16 protein-coding genes are annotated in these 14665 nt (G+C 67.4%); 6 read left to right on the top strand and 10 right to left on the bottom strand.

What is annotated here, in order from left to right; genetic code table 11:
• Positions 1–51 precede the first annotated feature (51 nt).
• Positions 52–252, bottom strand: coding sequence for a VNG_1110C family protein (locus tag NO931_RS09270; RefSeq protein ID WP_256392057.1), 201 nt, complete (start codon positions 250–252; stop codon positions 52–54).
• A 178-nt stretch (positions 253–430) separates the two neighbouring features.
• Between NO931_RS09270 and NO931_RS09275 the strand changes: the two genes are divergently transcribed.
• Together NO931_RS09275 and NO931_RS09280 are read left to right on the top strand one after the other, a co-directional pair.
• Positions 431–1543, top strand: coding sequence for an OBG GTPase family GTP-binding protein (locus NO931_RS09275; RefSeq protein ID WP_256392058.1), 1113 nt, complete (start codon positions 431–433; stop codon positions 1541–1543).
• A 10-nt stretch (positions 1544–1553) separates the two neighbouring features.
• Positions 1554–2051 (top strand): TIGR04206 family protein, encoded by a 498-nt coding sequence (locus NO931_RS09280; RefSeq protein ID WP_256392059.1) that lies wholly within the window; start codon positions 1554–1556, stop codon positions 2049–2051.
• A gap of 134 nt (positions 2052–2185) precedes the next feature.
• Here the strand turns inward: NO931_RS09280 and NO931_RS09285 are convergent, their stop codons facing one another.
• From NO931_RS09285 to btuC, 4 genes are all read right to left on the bottom strand, one after another.
• Positions 2186–3166, bottom strand: coding sequence for a transcription initiation factor IIB (locus NO931_RS09285; protein ID WP_256392060.1), 981 nt, complete (start codon positions 3164–3166; stop codon positions 2186–2188).
• Positions 3167–3350: 184 nt separating this feature from the next.
• Positions 3351–3974, bottom strand: a complete 624-nt coding sequence (locus NO931_RS09290) for a phosphoribosyltransferase (protein ID WP_256392061.1) — start codon at positions 3972–3974, stop codon at positions 3351–3353.
• A gap of 72 nt (positions 3975–4046) precedes the next feature.
• On the bottom strand, positions 4047–5363 hold the full coding sequence (locus NO931_RS09295) for an ATP-binding cassette domain-containing protein (RefSeq protein ID WP_256392062.1): 1317 nt from the start codon (positions 5361–5363) through the stop codon (positions 4047–4049).
• Positions 5360–6499, bottom strand: a complete 1140-nt coding sequence (btuC, locus tag NO931_RS09300) for a vitamin B12 ABC transporter permease BtuC (RefSeq protein ID WP_445668783.1) — start codon at positions 6497–6499, stop codon at positions 5360–5362. The genes NO931_RS09295 and btuC overlap by 4 nt, the downstream gene beginning before the upstream one ends.
• Positions 6500–6596: 97 nt before the next feature.
• Between btuC and NO931_RS09305 the strand changes: the two genes are divergently transcribed.
• The 3 genes from NO931_RS09305 (at position 6597) to NO931_RS09315 (ending at position 8309) form a co-directional block, all read left to right on the top strand.
• Positions 6597–7727, top strand: a complete 1131-nt coding sequence (locus NO931_RS09305) for a PGF-CTERM-anchored ABC transporter substrate-binding protein (protein ID WP_256392063.1) — start codon at positions 6597–6599, stop codon at positions 7725–7727.
• Positions 7728–7800: 73 nt separating this feature from the next.
• Positions 7801–8079 carry a signal recognition particle subunit SRP19 gene (srp19, locus tag NO931_RS09310; RefSeq protein ID WP_256392064.1) on the top strand — a complete coding sequence of 93 codons (279 nt, stop codon included), beginning with the start codon at positions 7801–7803 and terminating at the stop codon, positions 8077–8079.
• Positions 8079–8309, top strand: a complete 231-nt coding sequence (locus NO931_RS09315; RefSeq protein WP_256392065.1) for an H/ACA ribonucleoprotein complex subunit GAR1 — start codon at positions 8079–8081, stop codon at positions 8307–8309. Before srp19 ends, NO931_RS09315 begins: the two co-directional genes overlap by 1 nt.
• A 15-nt stretch (positions 8310–8324) precedes the next feature.
• Here NO931_RS09315 and NO931_RS09320 read toward each other — a convergent pair whose 3' ends face one another.
• Entirely contained in the window at positions 8325–8753 is a 429-nt protein-coding gene (locus tag NO931_RS09320) for a metal-dependent transcriptional regulator (RefSeq protein WP_256392066.1), read from the bottom strand.
• 55 nt (positions 8754–8808) lie between these two features.
• Positions 8809–9309 carry a ferritin-like domain-containing protein gene (locus NO931_RS09325; protein WP_256392067.1) on the bottom strand — a complete coding sequence of 167 codons (501 nt, stop codon included), beginning with the start codon at positions 9307–9309 and terminating at the stop codon, positions 8809–8811.
• Between the two features lie 158 nt (positions 9310–9467).
• On the opposite strand from NO931_RS09325, the gene NO931_RS09330 reads away from it, so the two are divergent.
• The gene (locus tag NO931_RS09330) at positions 9468–10832 is read left to right on the top strand and encodes a TIGR00341 family protein (RefSeq protein ID WP_256392068.1); all 1365 of its coding nucleotides are present in this window, start codon (positions 9468–9470) and stop codon (positions 10830–10832) included.
• A 64-nt stretch (positions 10833–10896) separates the two neighbouring features.
• On the opposite strand, the gene sufD is transcribed toward NO931_RS09330, so the two are convergent.
• The 3 genes from sufD to NO931_RS09345 are packed head-to-tail and all read right to left on the bottom strand — an operon-like array spanning position 10897 to position 14492.
• Positions 10897–12111 (bottom strand): Fe-S cluster assembly protein SufD, encoded by a 1215-nt coding sequence (sufD, locus tag NO931_RS09335; RefSeq protein WP_256392069.1) that lies wholly within the window; start codon positions 12109–12111, stop codon positions 10897–10899.
• Between the two features lies 1 nt (position 12112).
• Positions 12113–13543, bottom strand: a complete 1431-nt coding sequence (gene sufB / locus NO931_RS09340; protein ID WP_256392070.1) for a Fe-S cluster assembly protein SufB — start codon at positions 13541–13543, stop codon at positions 12113–12115.
• A gap of 34 nt (positions 13544–13577) precedes the next feature.
• The gene (locus NO931_RS09345; RefSeq protein WP_256392071.1) at positions 13578–14492 is read right to left on the bottom strand and encodes an ABC transporter ATP-binding protein; all 915 of its coding nucleotides are present in this window, start codon (positions 14490–14492) and stop codon (positions 13578–13580) included.
• Between the last annotated feature and the right edge of the window lie 173 nt (positions 14493–14665).

Consider the following 14665-nt stretch of genomic DNA (forward strand, 5'->3'; position numbering starts at 1 on the left):
GAACGGTACGCGGTGCTTACCGTCGCTTTCGGGCCGTCTACCGCCGCCGACTCACGGTAGTCTGACGCCGTGCTTCGCGAGAAATTCGCCGGCCTCCTTGATCTCGACGGGACTGCCGATGATCCGGAGCCGCTCGCCCTCGGGAACGATCGTCACGACGAACCGCGACTCGATCTCCTCGCGCAATCCGTCCAGATCCTCCGTCGGCAGCACGATCTGCGTGCTGTCGCGGAGTCGGGACGGGTCCGGCATACACGTTTGCGATACGGGGGGTTCGGCAAGAAAATGTCGAAACGTCGCGAACGGGCCCCTGAAACGGGAACGCCGGAGTCGGCGGCGAGACGACCCGCCGATCGATCCCGGGGATCCGCCGGTCGGCGACGGGTGCGAAAGGAAGGGTTTTCGGGCGTCGTTCTCCTATCGCCGCGTGATGGGGCTCGAAGAGGAAATAGAAGAACTCCGCGAAGAGATTGCCAGCACGCCCTACAACAAGTCGACCGAGGGGCACATCGGACGTCTCAAGTCCAAGCTCGCGGAGAAAAAGGAGGAACTGGCCAAGCGCCAGCAGTCCTCCGGCGGCGGCGGTGGCTACCACGTCGAGAAGCACGGCGACGCCACGGTCGCTCTCGTCGGGTTCCCCAGCGTCGGCAAGTCGACGCTGCTCAACGCGCTGACCAACGCCGACAGCGAGGTCGGCTCCTACGAGTTCACGACGCTCGACGTCAACCCGGGGATGCTGGATCTCAACGGCGCGCACATCCAGATGCTCGACGTCCCCGGACTGATCGAAGGCGCCGCCAGCGGTCGCGGCGGCGGGCAGGAGGTGCTGTCGGTCGTCCGCGCGGCCGACCTCGTGATCTTCATGCTCTCGGCGTTCGAGATCGACCAGTACGAGCGACTCAACGAGGAGCTGTACGAGAACAAGATCCGCGTCGATCAGGACCCACCGCGGGTTTCGATCCGACGCAAGGGGAAAGACGGCATCCGTGTGACCTCCAGCGTCGACCTCGATCTGGACGATCACACGATCGGCGAGATCCTCCGCGAGCACGGCTACGTCAACGCCGACGTGACGATCAACGAGCACGTCGACATCGACCGGCTGATCGACGGCATCATGGACAACCGGGTGTACATCCCGTCGATCACGGCGGTCAACAAGACCGACCTGATCGATCCGAGCTACGTCGACACGGTCAAGGAGAACCTCCGCGAGCACGATCTCGATCCCGAGGAGGTGACGTTCATCAGCGCCGAGAAGGAGAAGGGCCTCGACGCGCTGAAAGAGCGCATCTGGGAGGAACTGGATCTCATCCGCATCTACATGGACAAGCCCGGCCGCGGCATCGACTACGAGGAGCCCCTGATGATCGAGAAGGGCAGCACCGTCGAGGACGCCGCGCACAAGCTCGGCGGCGAGTTCGAGGAGCGATTCCGGTTCGCACGGGTGTCGGGCGACAGCGTCAAGCACGACGAACAGCAGGTCGGCCTCGACCACGAGCTCGCCGACGAGGACGTCCTGCGGATGATCACCCGGAAGTGAGCGCGAGGCCGTGACTGACGCCGAAGCGCCCGACGCCGCTGGCGAAACGCGCGACGCTACCGGGGACGGCGATGCCGAAGCACGCCGTGCCGGCAGATTTCTGGCCTTGTTTCTGGCAGGGCTGTCGCCGTGGGTCGTGCTCGCGTTTCCCGGACAGACGGACGTGTTCTTCGCGTGGGGGTGGATCAACCTCGAAGGGCTGCGCGTCGTCACGCTCTACGAGTACCTGTTCGAGTTCACGCGCGGACCGCGCGCGCTGCCCCGACGGATCCAGGCGTGGCCGATCGCGACGCTCCTGTACGCCGGCGCGCTCGCCAGCGCGCTCGCGGGCGTCCTGTTCGGACGCGAGGACCGGCGCGTCACCGCGGGGCTGGCCGTCTTCGCGATGCTCTCGCTGATCCAGTTCGCCGCCGGCTTCGCGCGCCCGAGCGTCACGCCGCTGCCGGTCGGCGTCGTCGCCGTGCTGGTCGTGCTGTGGTGGTTTGACGGCGATCTACTCGGACTGTAGGCCGAGTCGGTCGGGAAAATCCGGCGCGGCCGCTCGAAGTACGTGAAAACAAAGTTCAAAAACCGACCCGGACCGACGGTGGTTACCGTTCGGACCGCCGCCGGGACGCCGAACCGCGGCTCCCGGCTGCGGTCTCAGGCGAACTGCGCCTGGCCGTCGGCCTCGAGCAGTTCCTTGTAGCGGTTGCGGATGGTGACCTCGGAGATGTCGGTGACCTCAGAGACCTGGGACTGGGTGATCTCCTCGTTGCACAGCAGCGGGGCGGCGTAGACGGCCGCCGCCGCCAGCCCGACGGGGCTCTTGCCGCTGTGGATCCCCTTGTCGGTCGCCGTGCGGAGCAGTTCGCGGGCGCGCTGTTCGGACTCGTCGGAGAGGTCGAGTTCCGAGGCGAAGCGCCCGACGTACTGCTCGGGGTTCGCCGGCTGGATTTCGAGGTTCAGCTCGCGGACGATGTAGCGGTAGGTGCGCTTGAACTCCATCTCGTCGATGCGGGAGACCTGCGCGACCTCGTCGATCGATCGGGGCGTTCCAGTCTGGCGCGCCGCGGCGTACAGCGCGGCGCTGGCGACGCCCTCGATGGAGCGCCCGGGGAGGAGGTCCTCGTTGAGCGCGCGGCGATAGATCACGCTGGCGGTCTCGCGAACGTCCTCGGGGAGGCCGAGCGCGGAGGCCATGCGGTCGATTTCGCCGAGGGCCTGCTTGAGGTTGCGTTCCTTGGAGTCGCGCGTGCGGAAGCGCTCGTTCCAGGTGCGCAGGCGCTGCATCTTCTCGCGCTGGCTGGAGCTGAGGGTGTTGCCGTAGGCGTCTTTGTCCTGCCAGCCGATGTTGGTCGAGAGCCCGTCGTCGTGCATCATCTTCGTCGTCGGGGCGCCGACGCGGCTCTTCGAGTCCTTCTCGGCGGCGTCGAACGCGCGCCACTCGGGCCCGCGGTCGATCTCGTCTTCCTCGACGACCAGTCCGCACTCGGTACAAATCGTCTCACCGTGTTCGGTGTCCGACTCGAGCCGGCCGCCGCACTCGGGGCACAGCTGCTGGTCTTCGCTCTCCTCGGTCCGCTCCGTCGTTCGTTCCCGCGTCGATACGTCGTCGTTCGTTCGGATGCTCGTTTCTGTCATTGGTAACTCACCGTGGGTGGGAGGGCAAGGGCTGACCGGTCGGGAAAATCCCAAAATACGGCCGGGTACCGCGCTCCTACTACTCCATAAGAGGGAAAGCCTTATAAGTGTTTCGTAGTGAAGGTTAGTGATATATAAATACTTGTCGGATGGCATCACGATCCGGGCGGCCGGCCGGCGGGCGCTACCGATCGAGGTAATCCCTCGCTTCGGCGTCGGAAACCTGTCCGAAATCTCGATAGTACTGGCCAACTGCCCGAAATCCCGCCGGCGCTTCGATGGCATGCACTTCGTCTGCAAACGACCGGAGGGCGGCCAGCGAGTTCGGCGAGCCGACCGGCACCGCCAAGACGACTCGCTCCGCGCCCCGATCGCGCACCTGCCGGAGACACGCCCGGGCGGTCGCGCCCGTCGCGACGCCATCGTCGACCACGACGACGGCCCGGTCCCGGACGTCCGGCGTCTTCGCAACCCCGCGGTACGTCCGCAGTTTCTCGCGGGCGCTCGCGGCCGTCCGCTCTCGTTCGCTCTCGACGTAGGCGTCGTCGACGCCGACGCGGTCGATCAGCTCCTCGTTGCGCCAGACGCTCCCGTCACTCGCCACGGCGCCGATCGCGAGCTCCTCGTTGTGGGGCGCGCCCATCTTCTTGGCGACGACCACGTCCAGTTCAGCGTCGAGTCGATCTGCGACGGGGCGGGCTACCGGGAGCGCCCCGCGCGGAATCCCGAGTACGAGGTCAGCTCGAACGCTGCGCTCGACGAGCAGGTCGGCCAGCCGTTCCCCCGCTTCCCCCCTATTCTCGAACATGCCGACTCCCGGTCGTCCTACGACGGGCGCGTACTAACGCTTTGCATCGGTCGGCGGGGTGAGACGTCGGCATCAGTCGTCCGGCGCCGGCGCCGCACCGTCGCGGTCGACGGCGGCGCTGCCGTCACCGACAGAGTGGTCTCCCTCGACGGCATCGACCGCGTCCGCGACGGCTTCGGGTGCCCGCTCCGGCGCAACTGCCGACGCGTCGGCCGCATCGGCGTCCGCCGGAGAGGCATCGGCGTCCATCGGCGCGACCGCGATCTGCGCGGGCGCAGCGGCGGCTGTCGCAACCAGCGCGTCGACCGCAGCGTCGGCGCCGCTCCGCACGAGCGCGGCGGCGTCGGCGGTACGGGCCCGCTCGCGCGCCGCGTCGAGTTCGGCGTCGTCGGGCGGCGACAGCGGCGTCGTCGAGACGAGATCGGCGCCGAGGCTCCGGGCGGTCGCCGCGGCGACGTCGCCCTCGGGCAGCGGACCGACCGAGAGGTCGAAGCCAGCGTCGTCGAGGGCGACGAGCGTCTCGGCGGCCGTCTCGCCCGCGCCGGCGACGTGGACCCGGGCTCCTCTGGACGGGGCCCGGTCCGCCAGCGCCGTGACGGAGACCGATCCGGTCGCCGGATCGCGTCCGACGACCGACCGGACGTCGAACGCCGCCGCGACCGCCGACTCGGTGAGCACGTCCTCGGGCGGGCCGACCGCGAGAAACTCGCCGCCGGTCAGGATCGCCAGCCGGTCGCAGTATCGCGCCGCGAGATCGAGGTCGTGGATCGCAGCGACGGCGGCCGTGCCGTCGTCGACGAGCGAGCGCACCATCTCCAGGGTCTCGACCTGGTGGTTCACGTCGAGGCTCGCGGTGGGTTCGTCGAGCAACAGCGCGGGCGTCTCCTGAGCGACCGCGCGAGCGAGCAGCGCGCGCTGGCGCTCGCCGCCGCTGACCTCGTCGATCGACCGGTCCGCGAGGGCGTCGACGCCGGTGCGCTCCAGCGCCGACTCGATCACCCGCCGGTCCTCGGCCGAGGCGGGGGTGAACCGCGACCGGTGGGGGTGGCGCGCCATCGCGACGATCTCGCGCACGTCGAAGGAAAACGAGACGGCGGTGTCCTGCGGGACGACGGCGACCCGCCGGCTCGCGGCGCCCGAGGAGAGTTCGTGGACCTCGTCGCCGTCCACGAAGACCTCGCCCGCGTCCGGCGCGAGGACGCCGCTGATCGCTCGTAGTAGCGTCGTCTTGCCGGCGCCGTTCGGCCCGACGACGCCGACGAGTTCGCCGGGCGCGACGTCGAGCGACACGCCCGAGAGGACCTGAACGTCGCCCAGCGAAATCTCGACGTCCGCGACGCTGATCGTCGGGTCGCCATCGCGGGACGCCGACCCGGCGTTCTCGGTCACAGCCCGTGCACCTCCCTCGATTTGAGCAGGAACAGGAAGAACGGCGCCCCGACGGCCGCGGTGACGATGCCGACCGGCATCTCGGCGGCCCCCGAGCGGGCGATCGTGTCGGCGACGACGAGAAAGGAGCCGCCCGCGAGCGCGCTCGTCGGGAGCAGCACGCGGTGGTCCGGCCCGACGACGAGCCGCATCGCGTGGGGGACGATCAGCCCGACGAAGCCGATGACGCCCGTGACAGCGACGCCAGCGGCGGTGACGACGCTGGCGACCGCAAGCAACAGCAGCTTCGCGCGCTCGACCTCGACGCCGAGGTGGTGAGCCTCCTCCTCGCCGAGTAACAGAACGTTCAACTCCCCGGTGTAGGCGCCCAGGACGGCCAGCCCGAGCAGCGTCACCGGGAGCACGAACGCCACTTCCCCCCAGGTGCTGTGCTGGAGGTGGCCCATCAGCCAGTAGACGGCCTGTTCCAGGCTTTCACCGCTCTGGAGCAGCAGGTACGAGATCACTGCGCCCAGAAACGTCTGGACGGCGACGCCGGCGAGCAGCAGCGTCGCGACGGGCGTCCGGCCGCCCTCGGTCGCGATGGCGTAGACCGCGAAGGCGGTGACGATGGCGCCGACGAACGCCGCCAGTCGCAGGTCGACCGGCACGAGCGAGGGCACCGCGATGGCGGCGACGGCGCCGACCGCCGCGCCCGAGGAGACGCCGACGATGGAGGGATCGGCCAGCGGATTCCGGAAGAAGCCCTGCATCACGGTGCCCGCGGCGGCCAGTCCGACGCCGACGGTCGCCGCGAGCACGATGCGGGGCAGCCGGATGTTGACGACGATCGTCCGCGTCGTCGCCGGGACCGACGCCGAGAGCGGCGCGATCCACTGCAGGTCGGGCCAGACGTAGGGGATTCCCACGCCGGGCGCGAGTCGCCAGACGCCGGAATCGAGACTGACGCCGGCGGGGACGACGAACGCGTCGTAGGCGGCTTTCGCGGCCGCCAGCGGGGTGATGTCGACCGGGCCGATCGTGGCACTCACGAGGATCACGGCGACGAGCAGCGCCGCCAGCGGAACCGACCAGACGACCGCGCGCACCGCCGGTCGGGTCCGGGCTGCGGTCGCGAGGCTCCCCAGACGAGACAGCCGGTTCTCCGCGGATTCCGGTGCGGTGGTCACGACGTGTCTACAACCCCGGTTGCAGTAGACAAATATTTATTGGACACGGGACGAGGACACGACGATGACACGAACACGGACAGCGGTCCTCGTCGCGCTCGTCGCGTGCGCCGCCCTGATCGCGGGCGCCGCCGCGCCCGCCGCGGCTGCCGCCGGCGGGGCGCCGGCGGACGACTTCGGACAGAACGCCGAAGTCGTCGACGCGACGACCGCGACGCCGTCGATCGCCGACGCGGCACAGGACGACCAGCTGAACTGCTCGTTCCCGCGAACCGTCACCGACGCCGGTGGCGAGGAGATGACGATCGAGCAGGAGCCCGAGACGATCGTGACGCTGAACCCCTCGGCCGCCCAGACGCTCTGGGAGATCGGCGCCAGGGACAAGGTCGTCGGCGTCTCGCAGTACGCGACCTATCTCGACGGAACGGACAACCGGACGATCGTCAGCAACGAGGACGGCACCACGTCCGCCGAGAAGGTCGTCAACCTCGACCCTGACCTCGTGCTCGCGCCGAACACGGTCGCCAACGAGACCGTCGACCAGCTCCGGAACAACGGTCTGACCGTCTACCAGTTCGCGTCGGCGTCCTCGATCGACGACGTGTACGACAAGACCGAGCGAATCGGCGAGCTCGCCGGCGCCTGCGAGGGCGCCACCGAGACCGTCGAGTGGATGCAGACCGAGATCGACGCCGTCCGGGAGAACGTCAGCGAGAGCGACCGCCCGAGCGTCTACTTCGAGTTCTTCGGCACGACGCCCGGCGCCGGGACGTTCCAGCACGACGTGATCACGACCGCCGGCGGGCAGAACACCGCTGCGCAGGCCGGCCTCGACGGCTGGAAACAGATCAACGACGAACAGCTGATCGCGCAGGATCCCGAGTTCCTGCTGGTGCTGGAGGGATCGGAGGTTCCGGATCGAGAGGCCGTCCAATCCACCAGCGCGGTGCAGAACGACCGGATCATCGAGGCGAACAACAACTACATGCAACAGCCCGCGCCGCGAGTCGTCTACGCGATTCAGGAGATCAGCGAACAACTCCAGCAGTACGAGAGCGACAGCGGCGACTCGACCGCTGACGGTGAGAGCGACGGCAACGACAGTGGCAGCGGCGACAGCGTCCCCGGATTCGGCGTCGTCCCCGCGGTCGCCGCGCTGCTGAGCGTCGGCGTCCTGGCGCGCAGACGGAACTGATCGCCCGCTACCGACGGGTGCCGACTCGTCGCGGAAACCGACCTTTTTACGTCGTCGACGCCGACCGACCAGTATGGTCGAAAACGTCATCTGGCCCGCGTACTTCGACGCGGACCTCACGCGGTCGAAGGGACGCCGCGTCCCGGAGGAGCTCGCGGTGCCGAGCCCCGAAGTGGAGGAGATCGCACAGGCCGTCCAGCAGGTCGGCTACGACGCCGTCGTCGAGCGCGACGTGGCGTACCCCCGCGAGCACTACCAGCAGCGCGGTCGCGTGCTCGTCAAAGACGCCGACGACGCCAAGAACGACGTCGTTCAGGCCGTGGCCGCCTACGTCTCGACGATGCGCGAGTGATGCAGCGACTCGGCAAGGTCGACCGAACGGCCCAGGGGCTGGCGATCGTGCGGCTGGACGACGCCGACGACCCGCCGCCGATCGGCCGCGAGGTCGTCGACGAGTCGCTCTCGACGGCGGGCCGGATCGTCGACGTGTTCGGGCCGGTCGAGGGCCCCTACGTCGCGATCACGCCGGCGAACGACCGGCGGATCGCGACGCTGCTGGACGAGAAGCTGTACGTGCAGTAAGAGCGCGAACCGCGGTCAGTCCGCCTTGCCTTCGACCGTGAGACACTCACAGCGATCGGCTTCGGGATCGAAGCAGTCCGGACACTCCGACCGGCGGTCGATGATCGTGTCGAGTCGCTCGGCGACCGTGTCGTCGATGACGCTCTCTAAGGCGCGGGCCTCCTCGCGGTAGCTCTCGACCTCCAGCACGTTCGCGAGGAACCGTTCGATGATGCAGTACGTCTGCAGCGCGTCCCGCGCGCGGCCGATTCCCTCGTCGGTGAGTTCGACGCCCTTGTACTTCTCGTGGTCGGCGAGGCCCCGATCCTCCAGCTTCCCGATCATCTCGTTGACGCTGGCGGGGCTGACGTCGAGCATGTCCGCGAGCCGTCCGGTCGACGCCGGCCCGTCCTCCATCATCTGCGCCAGGTAGATCGCCTTGAGGTACTGGTCTGCTGTATTCATTCGAGATCACCTCGGAGATCGAGAATGAGCTCGATAGAGCTCGCTCTATCGGTGTTCATTCCCGGTCCTCCATGATCGCGGTCACTTCCTCGACGCCCTCCTTTTCCTCCTCGCGGATCGTCCGCAGGGTGTCGAGCACCAGCGCCTCGTCGACGGTGTAGTCGGCGTCGCTGGCCTCGATCGCCTCGATGAGGTCGTCGTAGAACTTGTAGGCGGTCTCCTCGTTGCAGAGCTGGTCGTACAGCAGCCCGTCGAAGTCCTCGGGCTGGTTGCTCGCGTAGTGCTCGCGGACCAGCAGCTCGATCTCGTCGTAGCCGACCGTCTCGGCGTCCATTTCGTCGACCAACGATTCGAGGCGGGCGCGGTGCTCGGCGGACTCCTCGGCCGCGTGGTCGAGCAACTCGGCGATATCCTCGTCGAGTTCGGCCCGCTCGTCGGGCGAGAGCGACTCCAAGTGCGAATAGGCACGCGCCTCGACGACCTCCTCCAGCACGACTCCGATCTGGAGGAGCCGGGCGAGCTGGCGGTCAGTCGAGACGCGTTGACCCAGGCTCATACCCACCACTCGGAGAGCCGGTCACTTAACGCTCCCTACTTTCTGCGTCCTGCGGCGTCTCCGGCCCCGGCCCGGGTCCGGCGGGACGACGAGCGGCAACACAGGCCGACGGCTACAGCGCCCCCAGAGCTATCCGCCGATCTGTGGTCACGTCACCCATGCGCTACCTCGAAGTCAGGGTGCCGGGCGGCAAACGCGGTGCCATCCTCGACATCCTCGACGAGGAGGGCGTCGATTACGTCGTCAGCGACGAGACCAGCGGCCGAGGCTACGCCGCTGTGATCCGCTTTCCGCTACCCACCCGGGCCGTCGAGCCGGTGCTCGACCGGTTGCACGAGGCTGGTATCGACGACGACGCCAGCGTCGTCGTGATCGACGCCGAGACGGTGCTCTCGGAACAGTTTTCCCGACTCCGGGATCAGTACGGCCGCGGCGGCAAGCGGGGTATCCGCACGTCGCGGCAGGTCCTCCGCACGAAGGCCGAGGAACTGATGCCGGTGTTTCCCATTTACGTCACGATGCTGCTGATCAGCGCCGTCGTCGCTACGGCCGGGCTGCTGGCTGACTCGCCCGCGGTCGTGGTGGGGTCGATGGTGATCGCGCCGCTGATCGGCCCCGCGCTGGCGGCCAACATCGGGATCGTCACCGGCGACGCCGATCTCAGGTCGACCGGGTTTGCCTACCAGTTCGTCGGCCTCGCCGTGGTCGTCCTGGCGTCGATCGGCCTCGCCGTCCTCGCCCGCTTCGCCGGACTGGAACCGGCGGGCGTCGACATCGTCGTCGCGACCGAACTGGAAGAGCGCGTCTCGCCGAATCTGCTCTCGCTGGCGGTCGCCCTGGGCGCCGGCGTCGCCGGCATCCTGAGTCTGACGCGGGGCTTTTCGGAAGCGATCGTCGGCGTCATGATCGCCGCCGCGCTCATCCCGCCCGCCGCTGCCGTCGGGATCACCGTCGCGTGGGGGATGTACGGTGCGGCGCTGGGCGCCGCCGGACTCGTTGCCGTGAACGTGCTGTCGATCAACCTCGCGGCCCTCTCGACGCTGTGGGTCGCCGGCTATCGCCCGCAGGGGCTGTTCGAAGTCGCCCCGACGCGTACGGTGACGTACGCGTACGCGGCTGTATTCACCGCCGCGTTGCTGGTGCTGGCGGCGCCGCTGGCCGGGGTCACGATGCTCGACATCCACACCACGCAGGTCCAGTCGGCCGCCGAGGAGGACGTGGCCGCCGTGCTCAACGAGTCCGAATACGATGAGTACGAACTCGAAACCGTCGAGGTGGTGCTCGACGAGGGCTACCCCGTTCAGTCGATCGAGCGCGTCGTCGTCACGGTCTCCAGCCGCAATCCGGGCGTCAGACCGGAGTTGACCGATCGTCTGTACAGCGAACTCAGCGAGGACACTGAAGAGCCGCTGGTCGTCGAGGTACAGTTCATCGTCGCCGACGAACAACGTTCGTCGAATGCTGCTTCGGCGTCGCCTCGCGGGGACGCTGGAGGGCAGCTCGACCGTCGATCTTCCGGATAGTGACGCGGCTGAGCCGCCGCTACTCGGGAGCAGTAGCCGAAGAAAAAACGAACCGAAAGCGGCGCTATTCCCGCAGACGCTGGGCCACGAGGTCTTCGAGATCCTCGCGGAGTTCGTCGACCGCGACCTCGTCGAGGACGGGGACGAAGAAGCCCTCGACGAGCATGTTCGTCGCGTCCTCCTCGTCGACGCCGCGGCTGGTCATGTAGAACAGCTCCTCCTGGTCGACCTGACCGACGGTCGCGGAGTGGCTGGCCTCGGTGTCGTGGTTGTTGATGATCAGCTTCGGGGAGGCGTCGGCCTCGCTCTCGTCTGAGAGCATCAGGGTGTTCTCGCGCTGGTAGGAGTTGGTGTCCCACGCGCCCGAGCCGACGTCCTGAACGCCCTCGTACACCGAGCGTGCCACGTCGTCGATGACGCCGCGGGTCACCAGATCGGCCGTGGTGTGCTCGGCGCGGTGCCAGACGCGGGCGTCGAGATCGAAGTGCTGGTCCTCGTGGCCGAAGAACGCGCCGACGATCTGGGTCTCCGAGCCGTCGCCGTTGAGCTCGGTCTCGACGCTGGACTTCGTGAGCCGCGAGCCGACGTTGCCCTCGATCCAGTCGACCGTGGCGTACGTGTCGGCGTCGCCGCGCTTGTGGGTGAAGTTGTACGTCTCCTCGTCGACGTTCTGGAGCGAGCCGTACTGGACGTTCGAGTTCTCGCCGGCGGCGATCTCGACGACGCCGCTGTAGTAGCGATCGCCCTCGACGTCGGCGTCGCCCGTGCTCTGGCGCTCCAGCAGCGTGACCGAGGAAGACTTCTCGGTGACGACGAGCGTGTAGTTGAACAGCGACTGGCTGTTCATCTCGGTCCGGACCTTCACGTCCTCGGCCTCGACGCCCTCGGGGACGTGGACGACCGTGCCGGTCGAGAACAGCGCCGTCGACAGCGCGGTGAGGTAGTTCGACTGCGGGTCGACGACGCTGCCGAAGCGCTCTTCGAGGAGGTCGTCGAGCTCGTCGACGGCCTCGCTCCAGGGAAGCACCTCGACGCCCTCGGCGTCGACGAGCTCCTTCTCTTCGGCGGCATCGAGCGGATCGACCAGAGACTCGTAGTCCAGATCCTCGAGGTTCGTCCACTTGCGGCCCGGCGTCTGGATGACCGACGGCATGTCGAGGTCGTCCAGCGCGTCGAGCGCGTCGAGACGCGTCTCCAGGAGCCACTCGGGCTCCCCGAGCTCCTCGGAGATCTGGCGAACGGTGCTCTCGTCGATCGTGGCGTGTACCTGCGTACTCATATTATCCGAGGCTCCCCTCCATCTCGAGCTCGATGAGGCGATTGAGCTCGACCGCGTACTCGATCGGCAGTTCCTCCGTGATCGGCTCGATGAAGCCCGAGACGATCATCTGCTTGGCGTCGTCGTCGTCGAGACCGCGCGACTGGAGGTAGAAGATGTCCTCGTCGCCGATCTTGCCGACGGTGGCCTCGTGGGCGACGTTGACCTTCGACTCCTCGATCTCCATGTACGGCATCGTGTCGCTGGTCGACTCGTTGTCGAACATCAGCGCGTCGCACTCGACGGCGGTCGAGGAGTTCTCGGCGCCGTCGGCGATCTGGACGAGTCCGCGGTAGTTGGTGCGGCCGCCGTCCTTGGCGATCGACTTGGACTCGACGGTGGACTTCGTGTCGGGCGCGTTGTGGTACACCTTCGCGCCGGTGTCGATGTCCTGGCCCTCGCCCGCGAAGGCGATGGTGATGTGGTTGTCCGTCGCGCCGCGACCCTTGAGGATCGTCGAGGGGTACAGCATCGTGGCCTTCGAGCCCATCGAGCCCGAAACCCACTCCATCGTGCCGCCCTTCTCGGCGATGGCGCGCTTGGTGTTGAGGTTGTACGTGTTCTTCGACCAGTTCTGCACGGTCGAGTACTGGACGTGGGCGTCCTCGCCGACGAACACTTCGACGCCGCCGGCGTGGAGGTTGTGGGTGCCGTACTTCGGCGCCGAACAGCCCTCGATGTAGTGGACTTCCGACCCTTCCTCGGCGATGATGAGCGTGTGCTCGAACTGGCCCATCCCCTCGGAGTTCATCCGGAAGTACGCCTGGACGGGCATCTCGACGGTGACGCCCTCGGGGACGTACACGAACGAGCCGCCGGACCAGACCGCGCCGTGGAGCGCCGCGAACTTGTTGTCGCTCGGGGGGACGCAGTTCGTCATGAAGTGCTCCTTGACGAGCTCGGGGTGCTCGCGGACGGCCTCGTCCATGTTGCAGAAGATGACGCCCTTCTCTTCCCACTGCTCCTGCATGTTCTGGTAGACGACCTCGGACTCGTACTGGGCGCCGACGCCCGAGAGCGCCTTGCGCTCGGCTTCGGGGATGCCCAGCTTCTCGAAGGTGTCCTGGATCTCGTCCGGAAGGTCCTCCCAGTTGTCCGCGCCCTCGCGCTTGTCGACGTCGGGGCGGATGTAGGGGACGATCTGCTCGACGTCCAGCCCGGAGAGATCGGGCATGCCGGGCCAGCCCTGCGGCATCGGCATCTCCTGGTACTGCCGCAGCGCGCGGAGGCGCCGTTCGAGCATCCAGTCGGGCTCGTCCTTGTCGTCGCTGATGAGCCGGACGACTTCCTCGGTCAGGCCCTTGTCGGAGCGGACGGCCGAGTTCTCCTCTTTCTTGAACTCGAACCGTTCCTCGGTGTCGGTCTCTTGTAGGTGGTCTTGATCTGAACTCATGGTTTAGTGTTGTATGGTAATCGCTGGAGCCGTATCAGGCTGTCTCGTAGACCTGCTCGCGGACCCAGTCGTAGCCCTCGTCCTCGAGCTTCTCGGCAAGCTCCGCGCCGCCGCTCTTGGCGATCTCGCCGTCGAGCATCACGTGGACGTGGTCGGGTTCGACGTAGTCGAGGATCCGCTGGTAGTGAGTGATCTGGAGAATGCCGGTGCCCTGCTCGTCGCGCAGCGCGTTGATGCCGTCGGAGACGTCCTGCAGGCGGTCGATGTCGAGCCCGGAGTCGATCTCGTCGAGCACGGCGATCTCGGGTTCGAGGATCGCGGCCTGGAGCACCTCGTTCTGTTTCTTCTCGCCGCCGGAGAAGCCGGCGTTGAGGTAGCGACGGGCGAACTTCTCGTCCATGTCGAGCTGCTCCATCTTCTCGGAGAGGATCTGCTGGAACTCCGCGACGTCGACCTCGCCCTCGTCGGCGGGGCCCTCCATCGGGGAGTTCTCGTAGCCCGCTTCCTCCTCTTCCTCGTCCTCGTCGGCGTCCTCTTCGTCCTCGAAGAGCTCCTCGCGCTCCTCGATCTTGGCGTTGAGCGCCGTGCGAAGGAAGTTCGACATCGTGACGCCCTCGATCTCGGCAGGATACTGGAAGCCGAGGAACACGCCGAGCGCGGCGCGCTCGTTGGGCTCGAGGTCGAGCAGGTTCCAGGTCTTCTGGTCCTCGTCGAACTCGATGCCCTCGAACTCGTCGCCCTCGAACTGGAGCAGCACCTCGCCCTCTGTTACTTCGTAGGCGGGGTGGCCGGCGATGATCTTCGCCGTCGTCGACTTCCCGCTGCCGTTCGGTCCCATCAGGGCGTGGATCTCGCCGGGCTCGACCTCGAGATCGACCCCGTTGAGGATCTGTTCGCCACCGTCCTCTGCGACCTTCGCGTGGAGATTGTTGAGTTGTAGCGTAGCCATTGCTGAAAGTCCTCTGTCACTCGAACGGTGGGGTCGCCCGCTCATAATGGTTTCGCATTTCTCGCAATCAGTTGGCGTTCTGCGAAAATACTTTTCCCGTTCCGGAACACGTGGCGTTGCAGATGCCGGGGACGGAACGGCGCGCGGACCGATCAGAATCGTCTCGACGGACG

It is taken from the genome of Natronoarchaeum rubrum, from assembly GCF_024494695.1.

Bases quoted from the DNA above. Each gene is read 5' to 3' on its own strand.
- NO931_RS09270 (WP_256392057.1), bottom strand. From the start codon at position 252: ATGCCGGACCCGTCCCGACTCCGCGACAGCACGCAGATCGTGCTGCCG.
- NO931_RS09275 (WP_256392058.1), top strand. From the start codon at position 431: ATGGGGCTCGAAGAGGAAATAGAAGAACTCCGCGAAGAGATTGCCAGC.
- NO931_RS09285 (WP_256392060.1), bottom strand. From the start codon at position 3,166: ATGACAGAAACGAGCATCCGAACGAACGACGACGTATCGACGCGGGAA.
- NO931_RS09290 (WP_256392061.1), bottom strand. From the start codon at position 3,974: ATGTTCGAGAATAGGGGGGAAGCGGGGGAACGGCTGGCCGACCTGCTC.
- NO931_RS09305 (WP_256392063.1), top strand. From the start codon at position 6,597: ATGACACGAACACGGACAGCGGTCCTCGTCGCGCTCGTCGCGTGCGCC.
- srp19 (WP_256392064.1), top strand. From the start codon at position 7,801: ATGGTCGAAAACGTCATCTGGCCCGCGTACTTCGACGCGGACCTCACG.
- NO931_RS09315 (WP_256392065.1), top strand. From the start codon at position 8,079: ATGCAGCGACTCGGCAAGGTCGACCGAACGGCCCAGGGGCTGGCGATC.
- NO931_RS09320 (WP_256392066.1), bottom strand. From the start codon at position 8,753: ATGAATACAGCAGACCAGTACCTCAAGGCGATCTACCTGGCGCAGATG.
- NO931_RS09325 (WP_256392067.1), bottom strand. From the start codon at position 9,309: ATGAGCCTGGGTCAACGCGTCTCGACTGACCGCCAGCTCGCCCGGCTC.
- NO931_RS09330 (WP_256392068.1), top strand. From the start codon at position 9,468: ATGCGCTACCTCGAAGTCAGGGTGCCGGGCGGCAAACGCGGTGCCATC.
- sufD (WP_256392069.1), bottom strand. From the start codon at position 12,111: ATGAGTACGCAGGTACACGCCACGATCGACGAGAGCACCGTTCGCCAG.
- sufB (WP_256392070.1), bottom strand. From the start codon at position 13,543: ATGAGTTCAGATCAAGACCACCTACAAGAGACCGACACCGAGGAACGG.
- NO931_RS09345 (WP_256392071.1), bottom strand. From the start codon at position 14,492: ATGGCTACGCTACAACTCAACAATCTCCACGCGAAGGTCGCAGAGGAC.